Here is a 17,871-nt window from a genome sequence, read left to right as displayed (position 1 = left end):
CCCCTGGGTTCGCGTCGCATGACCCGTCGCCATACCCCCCTCGCCATGAGCCCGTCGCCATGAGCACCGAGGAGGACGACCTCGCCGCTGCCTGGGGCGCCTCCATCGAGGAGGCGGGGGAGGGGGCCGCCGCCCCCGCCGGCAACGCCGACGCCGCCCGCGTCCTGAACCAGGCCGAAATCGACAGCCTCCTCGGCTTCGACGACAGCCCCCAGGGCGAAGCCAAGTCGGGCATCGAGCAGATCATCAGCAGCGGCCTCGTCTCCTACGAGCGCCTGCCGATGCTCGAGATCGTCTTCGACCGGCTGGTGCGGCTCATGAGCACCACGCTCCGCAACTTCACCTCCGACAACGTCGAGGTGTCGATCGACGGCATCACCTCGCTCCGCTTCGGAGACTACCTCAACTCCATCCCGCTCCCCGCCATGCTCGCCGTCACCAAGGCGCGCGAATGGGACAATTACGGCCTCATGGTCGTGGATTCCGCCATGATCTACTCCGTGGTGGACGTGCTGCTGGGCGGCCGCCGCGGCACCGCCGCCATGCGCATCGAGGGCCGGCCCTACACCACCATCGAGCGCACCCTGGTGGAGCGCCTGATCGGCGTGGTCCTTCGCGACGTCTCCGCCGCCTTCGAGCCCCTGTGCCCCGTGGAGTTCCAGTTCGAGCGCCTGGAAGTGAACCCGCGCTTCGCCGCCATCTCGCGCACCTCCAACGCGGCCATCCTCGTGAAGCTCCGCGTGGAGATGGAGGACCGCGGTGGCCGCATGGAATTCCTTCTGCCCTATGCCACGCTCGAACCCGTGCGCGAGCTCCTCCTCCAGCAGTTCATGGGGGAGAAGTTCGGGCGCGACTCCATCTGGGAAAACCACCTCGCCGACGAGCTGCGCCACACCGAGGTCGCGCTCGACGTCGTGCTCGACGACCAGCCACTCCCGCTTTCCACCATCGTCAACCTCAGGCCCGGCGACCGGCTCACGCTGAACGTCGGCCCCGGCGCCCCGGTTCTTCTCCGCTGCGGCGAGGTCCGCCTCTTCGAAGCCATGCTCGGTCGCCGGGAGAACCGCCTCGCCGTCCGGATCGAGCGGGATCTGAAGCGCGTGGAAACGGAGCAGGCCGCATGAGCATGCTGGAGTGGACCCTGCAGGGCGCGCTGCTGCTGCTGCTGCTCGCCGCCCTGCCTTTCGCGCTGCGCCTGGAACGCGGCCTCGCCGCGCTCCGCAGGGACAAGGCCGCGCTGCACGAGAATGCCGGGGGCTTCGAGGCGGCCGCCAGCGGCGCCCAGTCCGTCCTCTCCGGCCTCCGCGCCGCGCTCGACACCCAGGCTCGCCAGGCTGCCAGCGCCGAAGCCCTGCGGGATGACCTACGCTTCCTCGTGGAACGCGCCGAAAGCCTCGCCAACCGCCTGGAAACGGCCGTCCGCCAGGGCCGCCCGCTCGCCGCTCCCGCCGCCCCCCAGGTCGCGGAGGAGCCCCAGCGCTCCCAGGCCGAGCGCGACCTTCTGCAGGCCCTGAGGATGGCCCGGTGAAGCGCCGCATGCCGCGCCCCAGGCTGCTTCCCGTGATCCTGCTGGCTTGCGCGGGCCTCGCGCTGGTCAAGGCGCAGTCCCTGTGGCGCGCGCTGCCGGGGGAGGGGGCGTTCGTCTCCGCCGCCGCCGCCTCCGCCCCGCCATCCACGCCCGCGCACGCCGCGCCAGCGCCGCCCCCGCCTCCTCCCCCACCCGATCCCGTGGACCAGGCCGAGCGTGCCCTCCTCGGCCGCCTGCGCGAGCGCCGGGCGGAGATCGAGGCAAAGGAGGCCGCCTTTTCCGCCCGTGAATCCGTCCTCGCCGCCGCGGAGCGCCGCCTCACCGCCCGCCTCGAGGAAATGGCCGCCCTGCAGTCGCGCCTCGAGGCACTGGAGCGCGGCCGGGGCGAGCGCGAGGAGGCCGGCTGGCGCGGTCTTGTCAAAACCTACGAGGCGATGCGCCCGCGCGATGCCGCCACCGTCTTCGACGAGCTGGAGATGCCCGTGCTCCTCCAGATCGTGAACCGCATGCGGGAGGCGAAGGCCGCTCCCGTGATCGGCGCCATGCGGCCCGATCGGGCAAGAAGCCTGACCGCGGAGCTGGCCCGGCTCCGCGCTGCCACAAACCGGCCGGACTGAAAGGAGAGCCAATACGATGGACAAGAGCACCAACGTTCTCATCGTGGACGACTACAAGACGATGCTCCGCATCATCAGGAACCTGCTGAAGCAGCTCGACTTCAACAACGTGGAGGAAGCGACCGACGGCCAGGAGGCCCTGTCCAAGCTCCGCGCCGGCAACTTCGGCCTGGTCATCTCCGACTGGAACATGGAGCCCATGACCGGCCTCGACCTGCTGAAGGAGGTGCGCGCCGACGCCCGGTTGAAGGCGCTTCCCTTCATCATGATCACCGCCGAGAGCAAGACCGAGAACGTCGTCGCCGCAAGGGCCGCGGGCGTCTCGAACTACATCGTCAAGCCATTCAACGCCGAGACGCTGCGCGAGAAGATCGAGAAGGTGATGGCCCATGCTTGAGCCCATGCAGAAGGTGGACCGCGCGCAGATCGCGCTGAACGTCATGTCCGGCCTCAACAAGACCGAAGCCACCCTCCTGCAGGAGCTGGAGGCCCTCGGCCGCATGGTCGCCGCCGCCAAGGAGGAGATCGCGGCGATGCGCGTGGAGAACGTGGACGCCACACATCTCCCCGCTGCGACCGACGAGCTGGACGAAGTGGTCAAGAGCACTGCAGACGCCGCCAACGAGATCCTCGACGTCTGCGAAACCCTGGAGAACCTCCAGCCCGGCCTCGCCCCGGAGGCCGCCGACATCGTCGCCGTCTGCGTGACCCGCATCTACGAGGCATGCGCCTTCCAGGACATCACGGGCCAGCGGATCGGCAAGGTGGTGAACGCGCTGAAGCAGATCGAGCAGCGCGTGCGCGAGACCACCGGACGCTTCGCCCCCTCCGCCGCGCTCCCCGCCCGCACCGCCCCCCCCCGCACCGAGGGTGAGCGCCTGGCCAACGGTCCCCAGGCCGGTGCCGCCGCCTCCTCCCAGGCGGAGATCGACGCCCTGCTGGCGAGCTTCGACTGATGCGCGGCGCGGCGGCCGGCCTCGCGCTCCTGCTTCTCGCATCGCCGGCACTGGCGGGCCGGGTGGCGGTGCGGCAGGGCGACCATCCCGGCCTGGGACGGATCGTCCTCAACCTCGCCGCGCCGAACATCCCCTTCGAACTGGAGGAAGGCCCGGAGGGCACGCTCCTGCGCCTTCCGCCCGACTTTCCCGTGGACCTCCCCGCCGCCCGCCGCCCGCCGCGCAACGTCCGGAGCATGGAGGCACGGCCCGAAGGCCTCCTTCTCGCCCTTCGCCCCGGCGCCCGCCTGCGCCACTACCGCCTGGGCAATCACCTTGTGCTGGACGTGGTGGACGCCGCTCCGCCTGCGCGCTCCGCCGCGGCCAACCTCCGCCCGCCGCCCGCGCCCGCCAGCCCGGAGCGCGGTTCCCAGCCCACCCCGCCCCCCGCGCCACCGGTTGCCGCGGCGCCCCCGCAACCCGCGCCGCCCCCACAACCCGCGCCGCCAGCAGAACTCCAACCCCCGCCCGGCGCCCCGCTCCGCATCGTGGCGGTCGGCGAGGCCCGCGCGCTGTCGCTGCCGACCGCGCCCGAGACAGGCCTCGCCATACTCCGCCGGGGCGACACCCTGCTGGTGGTGCTGGACCAGCCCCATGCCCTCAACCCCGCCGCCCTCCGCGCCGATCCCGTCTTCGGCGCCCTCCGGGTCGAGTCCTTCCCCGAAGCCACCATCCTCCACCTGCCGCTCGCCGCGCCCGCCGCCCTCCGCACGCGCCGCGACGGCCACCGCTGGCTCCTCATCCCCGTCGCCCAGCCCGAGCGCGAGCGCTCCATCCTGGCCGAATCCGACGGCCCCAACCTGATGTTCCGCGCCTCCTCGCCCGGCCGCCCCGTGCCGGTCACAGACCCCGTAACCGGCCTGCCCCTGCTGGTGGGCACGGTGCGCGAAGCCGGCCAAGCCATGGGCGCCACGCGCAGCCTCGCCCAGGCCGATCTCCTGCCCACCCAGCTCGGCGTCGCCGCCCTGGCCCGCGCCGACAGCACCGCGCTCCGCCGCGCCGGCGACCGCCTCCTCCTCTCCGGCATCGGCGGCGTCACCGCCGCGCCCGACCCCATAGCCGAAGCCGGCACCATGTCCCGCCTGATGGAGCTCCCCCGCCTCGACCCCGCGCCGGCCCAGGAACGTCTCCGCGCCCAGACCGCCAGCATCGCCGCCGCCCCCCCGCTCGCCCGTCTTCCCCTCCGCCGTGCCGCCGCCGAGGGCATGCTTTCCCTCGGCCTCGCACAGGAAGCCCAGGCCATGATGCGCCTCGCCTTCCAGGAAGATTCCCGCGCCTCCACGGACCCCCGCGGCCTCCTGGTCCACGCCGCCGCCGCCCTCCTCTCCAACCGCCCCGCCGAGGCCCAGGGCCTCCTTTCCCCCGACCTCCCCGCCAGCGACGAGCTCACCCTCTGGCGCGCCGTCCTCGCGGCATGGGCCGGCGAGCGCGCCCCAGGCCTGGCCACCGCCCTCCCGCTGCTCCTGTCCTACCCCGAGCCCGTTCGCGCCCGCCTTCTCCCGCTCGCCGCCGAAGCCCTCATCGAGCAGGGCGACACAGCCTCCGCCCGCCGCCTCCTGCGCGGCGCCGGCGAGCGCCCCGACTTCGCCTTCGCCCGCGCCCGCCTCGCCGAGGCCGAAGGTGGCGCCGAGGAAGCCATCGCCCTCTACGCCGCCGTGGCTGCGGGCCGCGACCGGCTGGCTCGCGCACGCTCCATCCGTCGCGCCACCGAGCTCCGCCTCGCCACCGGCACGCTCGACAAGGGACGCGCTGCCGATGCCCTCGAAGCCGCCCTCTTCGCCTGGCGTGGCGACAATGAGGAGTTCGGTGCCCGCCTCCGAATCGCCGAGCTCCGCCAGGGCGCCGGCGACAGCCGGGCCGCGCTCGACCTTCTCCGCGAAACCGGCGAAGCCTTCCCCGACCGCGCCGACAAGCTCCGCGCCGCGCAGGAGACGGCGCTGCTCCAGGCGCTCGCGCAGGAGCAGCCCACCATCGCCGTGGCCCTGCTGGAAGCCAACGAGGCGCTTCTCCCCCGCGATGCTCGCGGCGCCGAAGCCCTCTCCCTCCTGGCCGAACGCCTCGCGGCCATGGACCTGCCCGACCGTGCCGCCGCCATGGCCCAGCGCGCCCAGGAGCGTGCAACCCCTGCGCAGCGTCCGGCCATCGCCACCCAGCTCGCCACGCTCCGCCTCGCCGCCGGCGACCCGCAGGGCGCCCTTGCGGCGTTGGAAGCCGCCGAACCATCCACGTCCCGCACCCTCCTCCTCGCGCGCATCCGCACCAGCCTCGGCGAAACCGACACCGCCCTCGCTTTGCTCCGCGGCCTCGGCACTCCCGGCCTGCCGGCCCTCGCCGACCTCCTGGCCGCCCGCCAGGACTGGCCTAGCGCCGCCGACGCCGCCATGGCCCTCGCGGCCGCCCGCCCCGAAGATCCTTCAACCCCCCGCGAAATCCTCCGCGCCGCCGCCTTCGCCACCCTCGCGCGCGACGCCGCGCGCCTCGCCGCTCTCCGCAACGACTGGGCCGCCCGCATCGGCGAAGGCCCCCTGGCCGAGGCCTTCCGCCTGCTCACCGCCGATCCCGTCCAGGGCTTCGCCGACCTGCCCCGGCTTCAACGCGAACTGAACCTTTTCCGGGGAATTCCCGCCGGGCTGGAGGCCTTCCGGACAGCGGCGGCAGTTTCGCGTTGAGCTGCGCGTGGCACGCGGGGGGGCGCCGCGTTTTTTTCGGCAGGAAAAATCATGATTTCGCTTGCGTAGGGGGGGCGTCTGCCTCATATGCGCCCCCCGTTGACCTGATCGAATTCACGATCGCCCTGGTCATCGCCGGCCGAGGATTGGGGGGCCCACCTAATGGACACTCTTACCGCTTCGCTGGGGATGGTTTCGGATTTCAGCCCGAGCGAAGCCCTGCAAACCGAAGAGACGAAGGATTACTTCGTCGAGAAGAACGGCATTCGCTTCGCCGGGACTCACCTGATTATCGATCTGTGGGGGGCGACGAATCTCGACGACCCCGCGCATATCGATGAGATTCTGCGCAACGCCGCGATCGAGACGGGCGCCACGATCCTGCACGGGCACTTCCATCACTTTCAGCCAAATGGCGGGGTGAGCGGCGTGCTGGTGCTGGCCGAGAGCCATGTCTCCATCCACACCTGGCCCGAGAAGGCTTACGCCGCGCTCGACATCTTCGTCTGCGGCGCCTGCGATCCCTACCTGGCGATCCCTGTGCTGAAGCGCGGCTTCCTGCCCGAGCGCGTGCAGCTCGCGGAACACCGCCGCGGCATGCAGGCCTGAAGCCAAAGCTTCACCTGACCTGACCAGGGGCGGACCCTAGGGTCCGCCCCTTCTTCTTGTCCGGAGCGCGCTGATGACCACCGACATCTGGGTCAACGAAACCCTTTACGCCGGCTGGGGCCAGCGCTTCCGCGTGGTGCGCGAACTCGCCCGCCGGAAGTCCGACTTTCAGGACATCCTCATCTTCGAGTCCGAGACGCACGGCCGCGTCATGCTGCTCGATGGCGCCGTGCAGATCACCGAGATGGACGAGTTCGTCTATCAGGAAATGCTCACCCACGTGCCCCTCCTCGCCCATGGCGAGGCGAAGCGCGTCCTCATCATCGGCGCCGGCGACGGCGGCGTGCTCCGGCGCGTCCTCCAGCACCGCAACGTCGAGCGTGCGGTCATGGTGGAGATCGACGGCGAGGTCATCCGCCTCGCCAAGGAATTTCTCCCCTCCATCGCCGGCGACGCCTGGAACGACCCGCGCGCCGAAGTCCTCGTCGCCGACGGCATCGATTACGTCCGCCGCGCGGAGGCCGGCTCCTTCGATGTCGTGATCGTGGACAGCACCGACCCCATCGGCGTCGGCGAGGCCCTCTTCACCGACGAGTTCTACGCCAACACCGCCCGCCTGCTCACGGAACGCGGCCTCGTCGTGAACCAGTGCGGCGTCCCCGCCATGCAGGCCGAGGAGCTCGCGGAAACCTCCCTCCGCCGCGCCAAGGCCTTTCCCGACATCCACGCCTATGTCGCGGCCGTGCCCACCTATGTCGGCGGGCTGATGACGCTCGGCTGGGCCGCCAAGGACCCCTCCATGCGGAAAACCACCGCGGAGGAAATCCGCCGCCGCGCCGAGGCAGCCGGCATCCTCGGCACCACCGGCTACTGGACGCCGGAAATCCACGCGGGCTCCTTCAACCTGCCCCCTTACATCGCGAAGCACCTGCCGGAGCAGGGCTGAACGGCCTCCGCCCGCTGCGCTCCACCGCACCTCACCGCGCCCTGCGGAACGGATCGGGGCGGCGGTGCGGCGGCCCGGTCTTCGCTACGAACCGGCGAAGCCCTGCACCAGGCTCGCCGAGACGAGCCGCCAGCCATCCACCATCACGAAGAAGATGATCTTGAACGGCAGCGCCACCACGCTCGGCGGCAGCATCATCATGCCCAGCGACATCAGCAGCGACGCCGCGACGAGGTCGATGACGAGGAACGGCAGGAACATGAGGAAGCCGATCTCGAATCCCCGCTTCAACTCGCTCACCATGAAGGCCGGCACCAGCGCGCGCCAGGGCGTCTGATCCGCCGCTCCTGGTGCCGGCAACCGCGCCAGGTCCAGGAACAACGCAACATCGCTGTCGCGCGCATTCGCCGCCATGAACTTGCGGAACGGCTCGGCGGAAGCCGAGAGTCCCTCCAGTTCCGCCATCTGCCCGGCCAGCATCGGCTGCAAGCCCTGCGCCCAGGACGCCTCCACCACCGGCTGCATGACAAAGAAGGTAAGGAAGAGCGCCAGCCCGATCAGCACGGGGTTGGGTGGTATCCCCTGCGCCCCGATCGCGCTCCGCAGCAGCGACAGCACGATCACGATCCGCGCGAAGGCCGTCGCCATCACCAGAAGGGAAGGGGCCAGCGAGAGCAGCCCGATCATGGCCGTCAGCTGCACCAGCCGCGCCGTGCTGCCCGAGCCGCCGCCGCCCAGATCCAGCGAAACCGACTGCGCCAGCGCCACCCCCGGCAGCACCAGCAGGCCGCCGGCCAGCAGAGCCCTCAGAGCCAGCCCACGAACACGTCCTGCGGGCCGCCGGTCAGCACCAGCGCCTCGCGCCCGTCCACGCGCAGGATCACCGCCCGCCTGCGCCCGTCCAGCGCCGTGGCCTCCACCACCCGCACGCGCCGCGGCGCCCCCGAGGCCAGCCCGCCCCGCCGCGCCAGCCGCGCCACAGCCCAGAGCAGGCCCAGCACCAGCGCCAGCGCGCCCGCCGCCGTCGCCCATTGTCCTGCCGCCCCGCTCATGCGCCGCCCTCCACGGCCCGCTCACCGCCGTGCCAGCTGCCCATGCAGCGCCTCCACCTGCCTGAGCAGATCCGCCAGGGCTGGCCGCGCGGCCCGTCCCTGATCCGGGGGCAGGGCGGCGGCGGCCTCGCAGATGCCGGCCACCTCCTTGTCCAGCCCCTGGAGGTCGAGGGTCTTCCCCGTGTGAAGCAGCACCTCGGCGAGGCTCAGCACGCCCTGCAACTCATCGACGGCGGCGAGAACGGCGTTTTGCGGTTGGCTCGTCATGCGGCGGAGTTTGCCGCTCAAATCCCTGCCAAAGCCCTAACGCCCTTCGTCCCTTTCTCAATCCTCGCTTAACCCTCCCGGCCGATAATGCCGGGCATGGACCGCAGCAGCCCCGCCACAACGGCCCGCAGCCCGATCGAGCTTGCCGAGTCCCGCCTTCGCTGGCTGGACCGCCGGCAGGAGGTGCTGGCCCGCAACATCTCCAATGCCGACACCCCCGGCTATCGCCCGCGCGACCTCGCCTCCTTCTCCGCCCACCTCGCCCGCGCGGCCGGCGGGGAAGGGATGGCCCGTACCGACCGCCGTCACCTCGCCGGCACCGGCGGCGGTGGCCCCCGCGCCCGCCCCGATCCCGTCACCGAGGTCGCGCCCGACGGCAACGCCGTCTCGCTCGACGAGCAGGCCATCAAGGTGGCCGACACCGACACCGCCCATGCCCTCGCCATGGGCCTGCACCGCCGCTGGATGGGCATGTTCCGCACCGCCCTCGGCCGCAACGGGTAAGGAGACAGCCCCGCATGGACATCGAACGGGCTTTGCGAATCTCCGCCGCCGGCATGGCGGCCCAGTCCACGCGGCTCCGCGTGGTCGCGGAAAACCTCGCCAACCGGGACAGCACCGGCGAGTCCCCCGGCGCCGATCCCTATCGCCGCCGCACCGTCACCTTCGCCAGCCATCTCGACCGCGCGACCGGCGCGCAGGCCGTCAGCGTCTCCCGCATCGGTCAGGCTCAGGGCGAGTTCCCCCGCCGCTTCGATCCTTCGCATCCCGCCGCCGACGCCCAGGGCTATGTGAAAACCCCCAATGTCGACAGCCTCATCGAGGTGATGGACATGCGCGAGGCCCAGCGCTCCTACAGCGCCAACCTTTCCGTTCTCGAGACCACGCGCGGCATGCTGACCCGCACCATCGAGGCGCTGCGCTGATGCCTGCCCCGATCGGCGCCGCCGCGGCTGCCGCGGCCTATCGCGACACCTCCGCCACCCCTGCGGCGGCCCCGGCGGAAGGCTTCGGCAACGTGCTCCAGCGCGCCATCCAGGGCGCCGTCGATTCGGGCCGCCAGGCCGATGCCGCCAGCGCCGGCGCCATTCTCGGTCAGGTCAGCGTCACCGACACCGTGCTTGCCGTCAGCCGCGCCGAGATGGCGCTCCAGACCGCCGTCGCCGTGCGTGACCGCGTGGTCTCCGCCTATCAGGACGTGATGCGCATGCCGATCTGACCGTCCGCCGAAGCGGGCCGGGTATCGCGGAACAAGGCCAGGAGGGCCGCATGGAAGTCGATCTCGTCGCGCAGTCGATGCGCGACGCGCTCTGGGTCACCCTGCAGATGGGCACCCCGCTGCTCGTCGCCCTGCTCGTGGTCGGCCTCGCCGTCTCCGTGCTCCAGGCGCTCACCCAGATCCAGGAATCCTCCCTCGCCTTCCTCCCCAAGCTCGCCGTTGCCGGCGGCGGCCTCCTGCTGCTCGGCCCCTTCATGGCGGAAACCCTCCGCGCCTGGACCGTCACCCTCTTCGACCGCATGGTGGCGCTCGGCGGCATGCCTTGACCGAGGCCGCCTTCCTCGCCGCCCTTCCGGCCCTGGCCTTCCAGTCCGTGCTGCTCCTCGCCCGGCTCGGCGCCGCCGCCATGATCCTGCCGGGCCTGGGGGAGGGGGACGTTCCGGCCCCCGTCCGCCTCGCCCTTGCCCTTGGCCTGGTACCCCTCCTCCTCCCTGTCCTCTCCCCTGGCCTGCCTGGTGCCCCCGACTCCGCGGCCGAAGTCCTCCGCCTCCTGGCCCTCGAAGTCGCGGCGGGCCTCTGGATCGGTGGCCTCGCTCGCCTCCTGGCCCTGGCCCTCTCGGTCGCGCTGCAAGCCGGCGCCTCCCTGCTCGGCCTTGCCGCCATCCTCGCGCCCGACCCTTCCCTCGGCGGGGGCGCCTCCGCGCTCGGCCGGCTCGGTTCGCTCGCCGCCGCCGTGCTGGTTCTCTCCACCGGCCTCCACACCCTCCCGCTCCGGGCCCTGGCCGAATCCTATGCGCTCATGCCCCCTGGCTCTCCCTGGCCCGCCGCCGATGCCGCCGGCGAGATGGCCGAGGCCGGCGCTGCCATGCTCGCCCTCGCTCTCCGCCTCGCCGGGCCCTTCGTGGTGGCCGCCGTCACCATCAACCTCGCCATGGCCCTGGTGGCGCGCGTCGCTCCCTCTATCCAGGTCTTCTTCGTCGCCGCCCCCGGCCAGATCCTGGCCGGCATCGCCCTCCTGGCCGTCCTCGCCCCTTCCATCCTTGCCAGCTTCCACCAGGCCTTGCTCTCTGGCTGGTCCAACCTCCCCGGGCTCCGCTGAGCCATGGCCGAGGAAGGCGGAGACGACGCCGAGGACCGCCAGGAAGCCCCATCCAGCCGGCGCCTGGAGAAGGCCCGCGAGGAAGGCCAGGTTCCCAACTCCCGCGAGGCCTCCGGCTTCGCCGCCCTTCTCTGCGCCGTTCTCGCCGCCACGATGACGCTCCCCTCCATGGGCCGTGATCTCCTGCGCGCCCTGCGCGGCATCCTTGAGCGCGGCCACGAACTCTCGCCGGAGCAGGCGCTCGAGGTGCTGATGCCGACCGCCCTGGTCCTCCTTCCCGTCCTCGCCGCCGCCACCGTCGGCGCCGCCGCCACCACCTTTCTCCAGACCCGTGGCCTGGTCTCCGCCAAGGGCCTCGCCCCACAACTCTCCCGCCTTTCCCCCTTGGCTGGCCTCAAGCGCCTGCTGGGCGCCGAACAGCTCGTGGAATTCGCCAAGACCCTGCTCAAGATGGCCCTGGTGGGCGCCGCCATCTGGCATGCCGGTGCCGCCCCCACGCTGCTGGAGGCGGTGATGCACCAGCCCGCCGCCGCCCTCCTGAACGTGGTCGCCGACCAGGGCCTGCGCCTCGTCGCCGCCACCCTGGCCGCCTTCGCCCTGCTGGCCGCGGCGGACCTCCTTCTCGTTCACCTCCGCCACCTCTGCCGCCTGCGCATGAGCCGCCAGGACATGAAGGAGGAAGCCAAGGACGCCGATGGCGACCCCCACATCAAAAGCAAGCAGAAGGCCATCCGCCAGCAGCGCGCCCGCCAGCGCATGATGGCCGCCGTGCCCCGCGCCGCCGTGGTGATCACCAACCCCACCCACTACGCCGTCGCCCTCGGCTACGAGGAGGGCTCGTCGGCCGCGCCCACAATCCTCGCGAAAGGCGCCGACGAGGTCGCCGCCCGCATCCGCGAGAAAGCCCGCGAGTCCGGCATCCCCCTCGTCTCCAACCCGCCCCTCGCCCGGGCCCTCTTCAAGCTCCCGCTGGACACGGAAATCCCCGCCGAGCACTACCAGGCCGTCGCCGAGATCATCGCCTTCGTCTGGCGCGCCCGCACCCGCCATTCCGTGCCATGACCGCAACGATGGACGCACCCGCCCCAGCCGCTAGGCTGCCCCGCATGGCCCACGGCATCCGGCGCGCGCTGCGCATCACCCGATCCGAAACGGTACCGGATGCGGGCCTGCTCACCCTCTTCGATTCGCTCCCCCAAGGCGCCGCCCTGCTGAACCCGGCGCACAACCTCCTGCGCGCCAACCCCGCCCTGCACCTCATGCTCGGCCCCTCCCTGCCGCTGCGCCCCGGCACCTCCGCCTCAACCCTCATCGGCGCCGAATCGCGCCACGCCGTCCTCCAATGGCTCGCCCATGACGGCCCCGGCCCCATCGAGGCCCACCTCGCCCGCCCCGAGGGCCAGGCCCCCATCCTCGCCCTCCTGCGCCTCACCCCCCTGCCGGACGGCACCCGCATCCTCCTGGCCGAGGACCTGTCCGAGCGCGCCCGCAGGCGCGAGGAGGCCGCCGCCGGCGAACGCCTGCGCGCCGTCGGCCAACTCGCCGGCGGCATCGCCCACGACATCAACAACCTCCTCTCCATCATCGTCTCCGCGGTGGACCAGGCCCGCGCCGCCACCCCCGCCACGGCCGAAAGCCTCCAGCCCGCCCTCGACGCGGCCGCCCGCGGCGCCGCCCTCGTCCGCCGCCTCCTCGCCTTCGCCCGCCGCCAGCAACTCGAACCCCGCGTGGTCAACCTCGACGACGCCGTCGCCGCCATGGCCCCCATGCTCCGCTCCCTCCTCGGCACCCGCATCACGCTCGACCTCCGCCCTGGCGCCCTCGGCCGCCGCGTCCGCGTCGATCCCGTCCAGCTCGACCAGGTTCTCCTGAACCTCGCCACCAACGCCCGCGACGCCATCGGGGCCGCCATGAGGGAAGGGGAGGGGCGCCTCACCATCGCCACCGGCACCGCCCTCGCGCTCCGCGAGGAACCCGGCCTCCCCGACAACCTCCCCCCCGGCCGCTGGCTCATCCTCGAAGTCACCGACAACGGCCCTGGCATCCCCCCCGGGCTCCTCCACCGGATCACCGAACCCCTCTTCACCACCCGCGCCGCCCAGGGCGGCACCGGCCTCGGCCTCGCCACCGTCCACGGCATCGTCCGCCAGTCCGGCGGCGCCCTCCAGATCGAGAGCCGCCCCGGCCAGACCCGCTTCCGCATCGCCCTCCCCCGCCACGAGGGAGAGGCCGAGCCCACCCCCCCCATGCCCCCCGCCCCGCCGCCAGCCCCCGCCCCGCGCCACATCCTCCTCGTGGACGACGAAGCCCCCCTCCGCCGCCTCTCCGCCATCGCCCTCGAACGCGCCGGCCACCGCGTCACCCAGGCCGAGGACGCCGAAACCGCCCTCGAACTCATCGACTCCGGCCTCGAACCCGACACCCTCGTCACCGACATCACCATGCCCGGCATGGACGGCCTCGCCCTGGCCCGCGCCCTCCGCGCCCGCCACGCGGCGCTCCCGGTCATCCTCGTCAGCGGCTACGCCGAGGCCGCCCTGCACGACGAACTCGCCGGCACGGCCCAGCCAGGGCAGGGCAGGGGCCCGCCCCCCCTCCAACCCCGCCCCGCCTTCCTCCCCAAGCCATACCGGCCCGCGGAACTCGTCGAAACCGTCGCCAACCTCCCCGGACCCGCCGGGTTCCCCTTGATTCCCGAACCCTGAACATAATATGAACATCCCGGACCGCGGCGGTGTTTGGCGCTTGTGCCCCACCACCCCGGCCGGTTAACAAGCGCGTGAGGCGGTGGCGTAACACCCCACCCTCTCATCCGCCGGTGGCACGCGACGCGTCCACCGAACGCAAGGGGCACTTCCAATATGGAAAAGAACAAGGCTCTCGAAGCCGCTCTCAGCCAGATCGAGCGCTCCTTCGGGAAGGGCTCCATCATGCGGATGGGAGGCAAGCAGATCAGCGAGGAAGTGGAGGTCATCTCCACCGGCTCCCTCGGCCTCGACCTGGCCCTCGGCATCGGCGGCCTCCCCAAGGGCCGCGTCATCGAGATCTACGGCCCGGAATCCTCGGGCAAGACCACCCTCGCCCTCCAGTGCATCGCCGAGGCCCAGAAGAAGGGCGGCACCTGCGCCTTCATCGACGCCGAGCACGCCCTCGACCCCACCTACGCCCGCAAGCTCGGTGTGGACATCGACAACCTCCTCATCTCCCAGCCCGACGCCGGTGAGCAGGCCCTCGAAATCGCCGACACCCTCGTCCGCTCCGGCGCGATCGACGTGCTGGTGATCGACTCCGTCGCCGCCCTCGTCCCCCGCGCCGAACTCGAAGGCGAGATGGGCGACAGCCACGTCGGCCTCCACGCCCGCCTCATGTCCCAGGCCCTCCGCAAGCTGACCGGCTCCATCAGCCGCTCCAACTGCATGATGATCTTCCTCAACCAGATCCGGCTGAAGATCGGCGTCATGTTCGGCAACCCGGAGACCACCACGGGCGGCAACGCGCTGAAGTTCTACGCCTCCATCCGCATGGAAATCCGCCGCATCGGCCAGATCAAGGACCGTGAGGAGGTCGTCGGCAACCAGACCCGCGTGAAGGTGGTGAAGAACAAGATGGCCCCGCCATTCCGGCAGGTCGAGTTCGACATCATGTACGGGGAGGGCGTCTCCAAGGTCGGCGAACTCATCGACCTCGGCGTCAAGGCCGGCATCGTCGAGAAGTCCGGCGCCTGGTTCTCCGCCGACAGCCAGCGCATCGGCCAGGGCCGCGAGAACGCCAAGCAATTCATGCGCGACAACCCCGCCATGGCCGACAGCATCGAGAAGCGCATCCGCGACCAGGCGAGCGCCGTGGCCAACGCCATGATGGTCGCCCCGGACGCTGAGGAAGCCGCCGCCGCGGCGGAGTGAAGTTGCGCTGATACCAAACGACGAAGGGCCGCACCTTCGGGTGCGGCCCTTTTTCGTTGTGGCCTTCGCGAGCGGCCCTGTGGAAGGCTCTGCCGGCCTTCGGCGTCCGCGGCAGTGCCTCGGACCCCCTCGATACTCCCTTCCGCCAGGAGCCTGGCCGCTGTGGAACCGCGCCTGTTAACTCGTGACAGCGCCGGTACGATGAAGTAACTCATGTGAAGCTGCGCGCATTCAACCTGGATCACGTATATCAGCTGTGGGTTCGTCACCTCGAAGTTTGGCGGCCGATGAATCCTCTAGAATAGGATTGGGGATGTTGTGGCTTTTGAAATTGATTTTCTTCCGGTTGGTGTTGGAACTAGAAGCGGTGACGCAATTTGCATCCGGTACGCCAACGCAAGTGGTTCGTTCAGCATCCACGTAGTTGATGGCGGGTACAGTGAAACTGGTCCTGAAATCGTTAAACACATTAACGAAAACTATAACTATCCGAGCTTTATCGATAACGTCGTGCTAACTCATCCCGATTCTGATCACGTATCTGGTTTGTTTAACGTGCTGGAAAGTTTTTCGGTCGGAACGCTATGGATGAACCGGCCTTGGTTGCATGCGAGTGAAATAATTCATCGTTTTCATGGAAACTGGACGACTGAGGGATTGACTTCGTACCTACGAAAGCAATTCTCAACCCTGGTTGAGCTGGAGGAACTGGCAATTTCAAAAGGCACCATAGTGAAGAGTCCATTTCAAGGCTCTAATATTGGACCTTTTGTCGTTCTAGCTCCCAGCAGGACACGTTACCTGGATTTACTTGTTGATCTACCGAACACTCCGGCAGAGGTGAAGTCGAAAAAAGGCTCCTTCTTTGACACCTTAGCAAAGTCACTCGAAGAAGCGAAAATTGCAATAGCAAATTATATTAGTGAAACTTGGTATGGTGAGACCCTGTCTGAATACCCTGAGCCGACAGGCCCTTCTAACGAGTCGTCTGTGGTGCAGTTTCTTTATGCGGATAATGAGCATATTCTGCTGACCGGTGATGTTGGGCCTGGCGGTCTGACTGAAGCGCGCGATTATTATGAAAGCTCCCTATATTATGCGTCAAAAATGAACTTAATGCAAGTTCCGCATCACGGGAGCAGGCGTAATGTGACCCCGTTCGTTCTCAGCAGGTGGTTGGGTGAAGTCCAGCAGCAGGGGCAAGCGCAGCGTGGTTACGCTGTGTGTTCTGCAGCCAAGGACGATTTGGATCATCCGAAAGCAAAGGTTGAGAATGCGTTTCTTCGACGTGGTTACCCGGTATATACAACCAACGGGCAACTTCTGGCTTACTCAAGAAATATGCCTTCTCGCGGATATGGCGCGGCAACACCAGCTCCTTTTAGGAGTAGGGTTGAGGAATAGAGGTGAACTTGGAACCTATCTTGAGATACTTCGACGCATACTCGCTCAAAGCGAGGGTCTTTCCGGCTTTAATTGCTGGGCTTCCTAGCTTTGCCATGCTTCTGATGATGGTTAAATGGGATAATCTTGGTTTATCCAACTTGATCGTATCTGCAACAAGTATGCTTCTACTTTATGCGCTTTCTGACCTCGCTCGAAAGATGGGAACGAGTTTGGAGAAGAAGTTAGGTTCGCGAGCAACCCCTCACTTGTGGCGACGAGATAATGATACGATTGATGAGGTGTCGAAACGTAGATATCGTGAGTATATTGCTCGTCAGATCAAAGCAGTTGCTCCAACGGAGGAGGACGAATTACGTACGCCCGAGGAAGCGAGGGCCTTCTACCTAAGCGCGGGCAACTGGCTTCGTAGTCAAACAAGAGATCAGAAGCAATTTCGTATACTCTTCGATGATTTAATTTCTTACGGATTTCGCAGGAACCTGCGCGGACTGAAGTACGTTGGTTTGGTCGCTAATGCGGTTGTCCTCTCTATATGCCTTTGGATTTTGCTTGGTAGTGAAACATATTTTGAGAGTATTCCTCAGATTCAGCAGAAGGCCTTGTCCATAGTTGCTGTTGTCATTATTCATAGCATATATTTGGGCGTTGCAGTAAATCGCCAGTCCGTTCTGAATGCGTCAGAGACATACGGAAAGCAGTTGATTCTAGACTGTGATATTCTGATTAAACGTTCAGAAAATAATACTAGTAAGCCGCGGCCTACTCGCGCAGCGAAATTCAGTAGCTCGTCAGATGATGAAAAACGGTTGTAGGAGAGGACAACTATCCAGTTGACAATGAGACAACTTTCCTGTAGGTGGCGAGCGTACATGGAGGCTTCTCATGTACTCAAAATCCCGCCTCACCCCACCCCGCCCCTGGACCCCCCTCTCCGACGACGCCTGGCTCGCCCTCCTCCCCTACGTCCTCCCCCGCGCCCCGCAGGGCCGCCGCATCCCCGACCTCCGCCGGCGCATGGACGCCCTCTTCCACCTCGCCCACACCCCGAACGACCCCTGGCGCACCCTCCCGCCCGAGTACGGCAACGCCCAGACCGTCGCCCGCTTCTTCCGCCGCCTCACCCACGCCGGCCTCTGGCACCGCCTCCTCGAAGCCCTGCACGATGCCGCCCCCAACCACCCCCTCCGCAGCATCGAATACAGCATCTGCCGCGCCACCCGCCGCGCAGCCCGCCTCGGCGGCATGCCCCTCCTTCTCCTGATCCGTAAGCTCGGCTTACGCACCGCCCTCAACGCCCCGCCCTGGCTCCTCCCCGACCCCCATTTGTCCGAAATCGTCGCGCGCGCCCCGCACCCCCGCCTCGAACCCACCCGCGCCTCCCTCGCGGCGGCAAAACAACACCTGAAAACCCTCGCCGCCCTCGCCAGAACCGCCCTTGGCCGCAAGCGCATCCCTGCCTCGGTCAGGAATGCGTGGCCATGAACGCCCCGCCACCCCCGCCCCTCGACGCAGCGCCCCCCACCGGGCTAAACGCCCCGGTCGCGTTCCCGCGAGGAATCGG

At 68.9% G+C, this 17,871-nt stretch carries 22 protein-coding genes; 19 read left to right on the top strand and 3 right to left on the bottom strand.

All coding sequences use genetic code 11. The features are described 5' to 3' along the window. The first annotated feature begins 59 nt into the window (after nucleotides 1-59). The 8 genes from fliM to speE all read left to right on the top strand — a co-directional run bounded on the left by fliM (nucleotide 60) and on the right by speE (nucleotide 7,364). Nucleotides 60-1,124, top strand: a complete 1,065-nt coding sequence (fliM, locus tag ACFFIC_RS25150) for a flagellar motor switch protein FliM (RefSeq protein ID WP_377055552.1) — start codon at nucleotides 60-62, stop codon at nucleotides 1,122-1,124. Beyond that, nucleotides 1,121-1,528, top strand: a complete 408-nt coding sequence (locus ACFFIC_RS25145) for a DUF6468 domain-containing protein (protein WP_377055550.1) — start codon at nucleotides 1,121-1,123, stop codon at nucleotides 1,526-1,528. The genes fliM and ACFFIC_RS25145 overlap by 4 nt, the downstream gene beginning before the upstream one ends. Then, complete coding sequence (locus tag ACFFIC_RS25140) at nucleotides 1,525-2,145, top strand: MotE family protein (protein ID WP_377055548.1); 621 nt, start codon at nucleotides 1,525-1,527, stop codon at nucleotides 2,143-2,145. Before ACFFIC_RS25145 ends, ACFFIC_RS25140 begins: the two co-directional genes overlap by 4 nt. Before the next feature lie 16 nt (nucleotides 2,146-2,161). Then, nucleotides 2,162-2,542 carry a chemotaxis response regulator CheY gene (locus tag ACFFIC_RS25135; protein ID WP_377055546.1) on the top strand — a complete coding sequence of 127 codons (381 nt, stop codon included), beginning with the start codon at nucleotides 2,162-2,164 and terminating at the stop codon, nucleotides 2,540-2,542. Next, the gene (locus ACFFIC_RS25130; protein WP_377055544.1) at nucleotides 2,535-3,101 is read left to right on the top strand and encodes a protein phosphatase CheZ; all 567 of its coding nucleotides are present in this window, start codon (nucleotides 2,535-2,537) and stop codon (nucleotides 3,099-3,101) included. The genes ACFFIC_RS25135 and ACFFIC_RS25130 overlap by 8 nt, the downstream gene beginning before the upstream one ends. Continuing rightward, nucleotides 3,101-5,809 (top strand): hypothetical protein, encoded by a 2,709-nt coding sequence (locus ACFFIC_RS25125; RefSeq protein WP_377055542.1) that lies wholly within the window; start codon nucleotides 3,101-3,103, stop codon nucleotides 5,807-5,809. The genes ACFFIC_RS25130 and ACFFIC_RS25125 overlap by 1 nt, the downstream gene beginning before the upstream one ends. Before the next feature lie 162 nt (nucleotides 5,810-5,971). After that, nucleotides 5,972-6,418 carry an adenosylmethionine decarboxylase gene (gene speD, locus ACFFIC_RS25120; protein WP_377055540.1) on the top strand — a complete coding sequence of 149 codons (447 nt, stop codon included), beginning with the start codon at nucleotides 5,972-5,974 and terminating at the stop codon, nucleotides 6,416-6,418. A 73-nt stretch (nucleotides 6,419-6,491) separates the two neighbouring features. After that, nucleotides 6,492-7,364: a polyamine aminopropyltransferase gene (gene speE, locus ACFFIC_RS25115; protein WP_377055538.1), complete on the top strand. Its 873-nt coding sequence runs from the start codon at nucleotides 6,492-6,494 to the stop codon at nucleotides 7,362-7,364. An 84-nt stretch (nucleotides 7,365-7,448) separates the two neighbouring features. On the opposite strand, the gene fliP is transcribed toward speE, so the two are convergent. Genes fliP through ACFFIC_RS25100 form a run of 3 tightly spaced genes read right to left on the bottom strand, consistent with a single transcriptional unit; the run spans nucleotide 7,449 to nucleotide 8,683 of the window. Then, nucleotides 7,449-8,144: a flagellar type III secretion system pore protein FliP gene (gene fliP, locus ACFFIC_RS25110; RefSeq protein WP_456306969.1), complete on the bottom strand. Its 696-nt coding sequence runs from the start codon at nucleotides 8,142-8,144 to the stop codon at nucleotides 7,449-7,451. 26 nt (nucleotides 8,145-8,170) lie between these two features. Then, nucleotides 8,171-8,416 carry a flagellar biosynthetic protein FliO gene (locus tag ACFFIC_RS25105; RefSeq protein WP_377055536.1) on the bottom strand — a complete coding sequence of 82 codons (246 nt, stop codon included), beginning with the start codon at nucleotides 8,414-8,416 and terminating at the stop codon, nucleotides 8,171-8,173. Between the two features lie 21 nt (nucleotides 8,417-8,437). Further along, entirely contained in the window at nucleotides 8,438-8,683 is a 246-nt protein-coding gene (locus ACFFIC_RS25100; protein ID WP_377055534.1) for a hypothetical protein, read from the bottom strand. 96 nt (nucleotides 8,684-8,779) lie between these two features. On the opposite strand from ACFFIC_RS25100, the gene ACFFIC_RS25095 reads away from it, so the two are divergent. The 11 genes from ACFFIC_RS25095 (at nucleotide 8,780) to ACFFIC_RS25045 (ending at nucleotide 17,792) form a co-directional block, all read left to right on the top strand. Beyond that, a complete protein-coding gene (locus ACFFIC_RS25095) occupies nucleotides 8,780-9,187 on the top strand; it encodes a flagellar basal body rod protein FlgB (RefSeq protein ID WP_377055532.1) in 408 nt (135 codons plus the stop codon). A gap of 14 nt (nucleotides 9,188-9,201) precedes the next feature. Then, on the top strand, nucleotides 9,202-9,609 hold the full coding sequence (flgC, locus tag ACFFIC_RS25090; RefSeq protein WP_377055530.1) for a flagellar basal body rod protein FlgC: 408 nt from the start codon (nucleotides 9,202-9,204) through the stop codon (nucleotides 9,607-9,609). Continuing rightward, complete coding sequence (gene fliE, locus ACFFIC_RS25085; RefSeq protein ID WP_377055528.1) at nucleotides 9,609-9,902, top strand: flagellar hook-basal body complex protein FliE; 294 nt, start codon at nucleotides 9,609-9,611, stop codon at nucleotides 9,900-9,902. Before flgC ends, fliE begins: the two co-directional genes overlap by 1 nt. A gap of 50 nt (nucleotides 9,903-9,952) precedes the next feature. Beyond that, a complete protein-coding gene (locus tag ACFFIC_RS25080; RefSeq protein WP_377055526.1) occupies nucleotides 9,953-10,228 on the top strand; it encodes a flagellar biosynthetic protein FliQ in 276 nt (91 codons plus the stop codon). Beyond that, nucleotides 10,225-11,001: a flagellar biosynthetic protein FliR gene (locus ACFFIC_RS25075; protein WP_377055524.1), complete on the top strand. Its 777-nt coding sequence runs from the start codon at nucleotides 10,225-10,227 to the stop codon at nucleotides 10,999-11,001. Before ACFFIC_RS25080 ends, ACFFIC_RS25075 begins: the two co-directional genes overlap by 4 nt. 3 nt (nucleotides 11,002-11,004) lie before the next feature. After that, on the top strand, nucleotides 11,005-12,063 hold the full coding sequence (locus ACFFIC_RS25070; protein ID WP_377055522.1) for an EscU/YscU/HrcU family type III secretion system export apparatus switch protein: 1,059 nt from the start codon (nucleotides 11,005-11,007) through the stop codon (nucleotides 12,061-12,063). A gap of 44 nt (nucleotides 12,064-12,107) precedes the next feature. Beyond that, nucleotides 12,108-13,706: an ATP-binding protein gene (locus ACFFIC_RS25065; protein ID WP_377055520.1), complete on the top strand. Its 1,599-nt coding sequence runs from the start codon at nucleotides 12,108-12,110 to the stop codon at nucleotides 13,704-13,706. A gap of 156 nt (nucleotides 13,707-13,862) precedes the next feature. After that, nucleotides 13,863-14,903 carry a recombinase RecA gene (gene recA, locus ACFFIC_RS25060; protein WP_377055518.1) on the top strand — a complete coding sequence of 347 codons (1,041 nt, stop codon included), beginning with the start codon at nucleotides 13,863-13,865 and terminating at the stop codon, nucleotides 14,901-14,903. A gap of 318 nt (nucleotides 14,904-15,221) precedes the next feature. Continuing rightward, nucleotides 15,222-16,307 (top strand): MBL fold metallo-hydrolase, encoded by a 1,086-nt coding sequence (locus ACFFIC_RS25055; RefSeq protein WP_377055516.1) that lies wholly within the window; start codon nucleotides 15,222-15,224, stop codon nucleotides 16,305-16,307. A gap of 20 nt (nucleotides 16,308-16,327) precedes the next feature. Beyond that, nucleotides 16,328-17,122, top strand: coding sequence for a hypothetical protein (locus tag ACFFIC_RS25050; protein WP_377055514.1), 795 nt, complete (start codon nucleotides 16,328-16,330; stop codon nucleotides 17,120-17,122). Between the two features lie 70 nt (nucleotides 17,123-17,192). Next, entirely contained in the window at nucleotides 17,193-17,792 is a 600-nt protein-coding gene (locus ACFFIC_RS25045) for a transposase (RefSeq protein WP_377055512.1), read from the top strand. Nucleotides 17,793-17,871: the final 79 nt, after the last annotated feature.

The sequence above is a fragment of the Muricoccus vinaceus genome (genome assembly GCF_042433125.1).
Lineage (GTDB): Bacteria > Pseudomonadota > Alphaproteobacteria > Acetobacterales > Acetobacteraceae > Roseomonas > Roseomonas vinacea.
The sequence above is the reverse complement of the archived record's forward strand: the minus strand, read 5'-3'. Positions and strand labels throughout refer to the sequence as shown.

Excerpts from the sequence above, each read along its gene's own strand:
- fliE (WP_377055528.1), top strand. The coding sequence starts at position 9,609 with ATGCCTGCCCCGATCGGCGCCGCCGCGGCTGCCGCGGCCTATCGCGAC.
- speE (WP_377055538.1), top strand. The coding sequence starts at position 6,492 with ATGACCACCGACATCTGGGTCAACGAAACCCTTTACGCCGGCTGGGGC.
- ACFFIC_RS25080 (WP_377055526.1), top strand. The coding sequence starts at position 9,953 with ATGGAAGTCGATCTCGTCGCGCAGTCGATGCGCGACGCGCTCTGGGTC.
- ACFFIC_RS25070 (WP_377055522.1), top strand. The coding sequence starts at position 11,005 with ATGGCCGAGGAAGGCGGAGACGACGCCGAGGACCGCCAGGAAGCCCCA.
- ACFFIC_RS25065 (WP_377055520.1), top strand. The coding sequence starts at position 12,108 with ATGGCCCACGGCATCCGGCGCGCGCTGCGCATCACCCGATCCGAAACG.
- ACFFIC_RS25095 (WP_377055532.1), top strand. The coding sequence starts at position 8,780 with ATGGACCGCAGCAGCCCCGCCACAACGGCCCGCAGCCCGATCGAGCTT.
- ACFFIC_RS25125 (WP_377055542.1), top strand. The coding sequence starts at position 3,101 with ATGCGCGGCGCGGCGGCCGGCCTCGCGCTCCTGCTTCTCGCATCGCCG.
- ACFFIC_RS25135 (WP_377055546.1), top strand. The coding sequence starts at position 2,162 with ATGGACAAGAGCACCAACGTTCTCATCGTGGACGACTACAAGACGATG.
- ACFFIC_RS25145 (WP_377055550.1), top strand. The coding sequence starts at position 1,121 with ATGAGCATGCTGGAGTGGACCCTGCAGGGCGCGCTGCTGCTGCTGCTG.
- ACFFIC_RS25045 (WP_377055512.1), top strand. The coding sequence starts at position 17,193 with ATGTACTCAAAATCCCGCCTCACCCCACCCCGCCCCTGGACCCCCCTC.
- speD (WP_377055540.1), top strand. The coding sequence starts at position 5,972 with ATGGACACTCTTACCGCTTCGCTGGGGATGGTTTCGGATTTCAGCCCG.
- ACFFIC_RS25130 (WP_377055544.1), top strand. The coding sequence starts at position 2,535 with ATGCTTGAGCCCATGCAGAAGGTGGACCGCGCGCAGATCGCGCTGAAC.
- fliM (WP_377055552.1), top strand. The coding sequence starts at position 60 with ATGAGCACCGAGGAGGACGACCTCGCCGCTGCCTGGGGCGCCTCCATC.
- flgC (WP_377055530.1), top strand. The coding sequence starts at position 9,202 with ATGGACATCGAACGGGCTTTGCGAATCTCCGCCGCCGGCATGGCGGCC.
- ACFFIC_RS25100 (WP_377055534.1), bottom strand. The coding sequence starts at position 8,683 with ATGACGAGCCAACCGCAAAACGCCGTTCTCGCCGCCGTCGATGAGTTG.
- recA (WP_377055518.1), top strand. The coding sequence starts at position 13,863 with ATGGAAAAGAACAAGGCTCTCGAAGCCGCTCTCAGCCAGATCGAGCGC.
- ACFFIC_RS25105 (WP_377055536.1), bottom strand. The coding sequence starts at position 8,416 with ATGAGCGGGGCGGCAGGACAATGGGCGACGGCGGCGGGCGCGCTGGCG.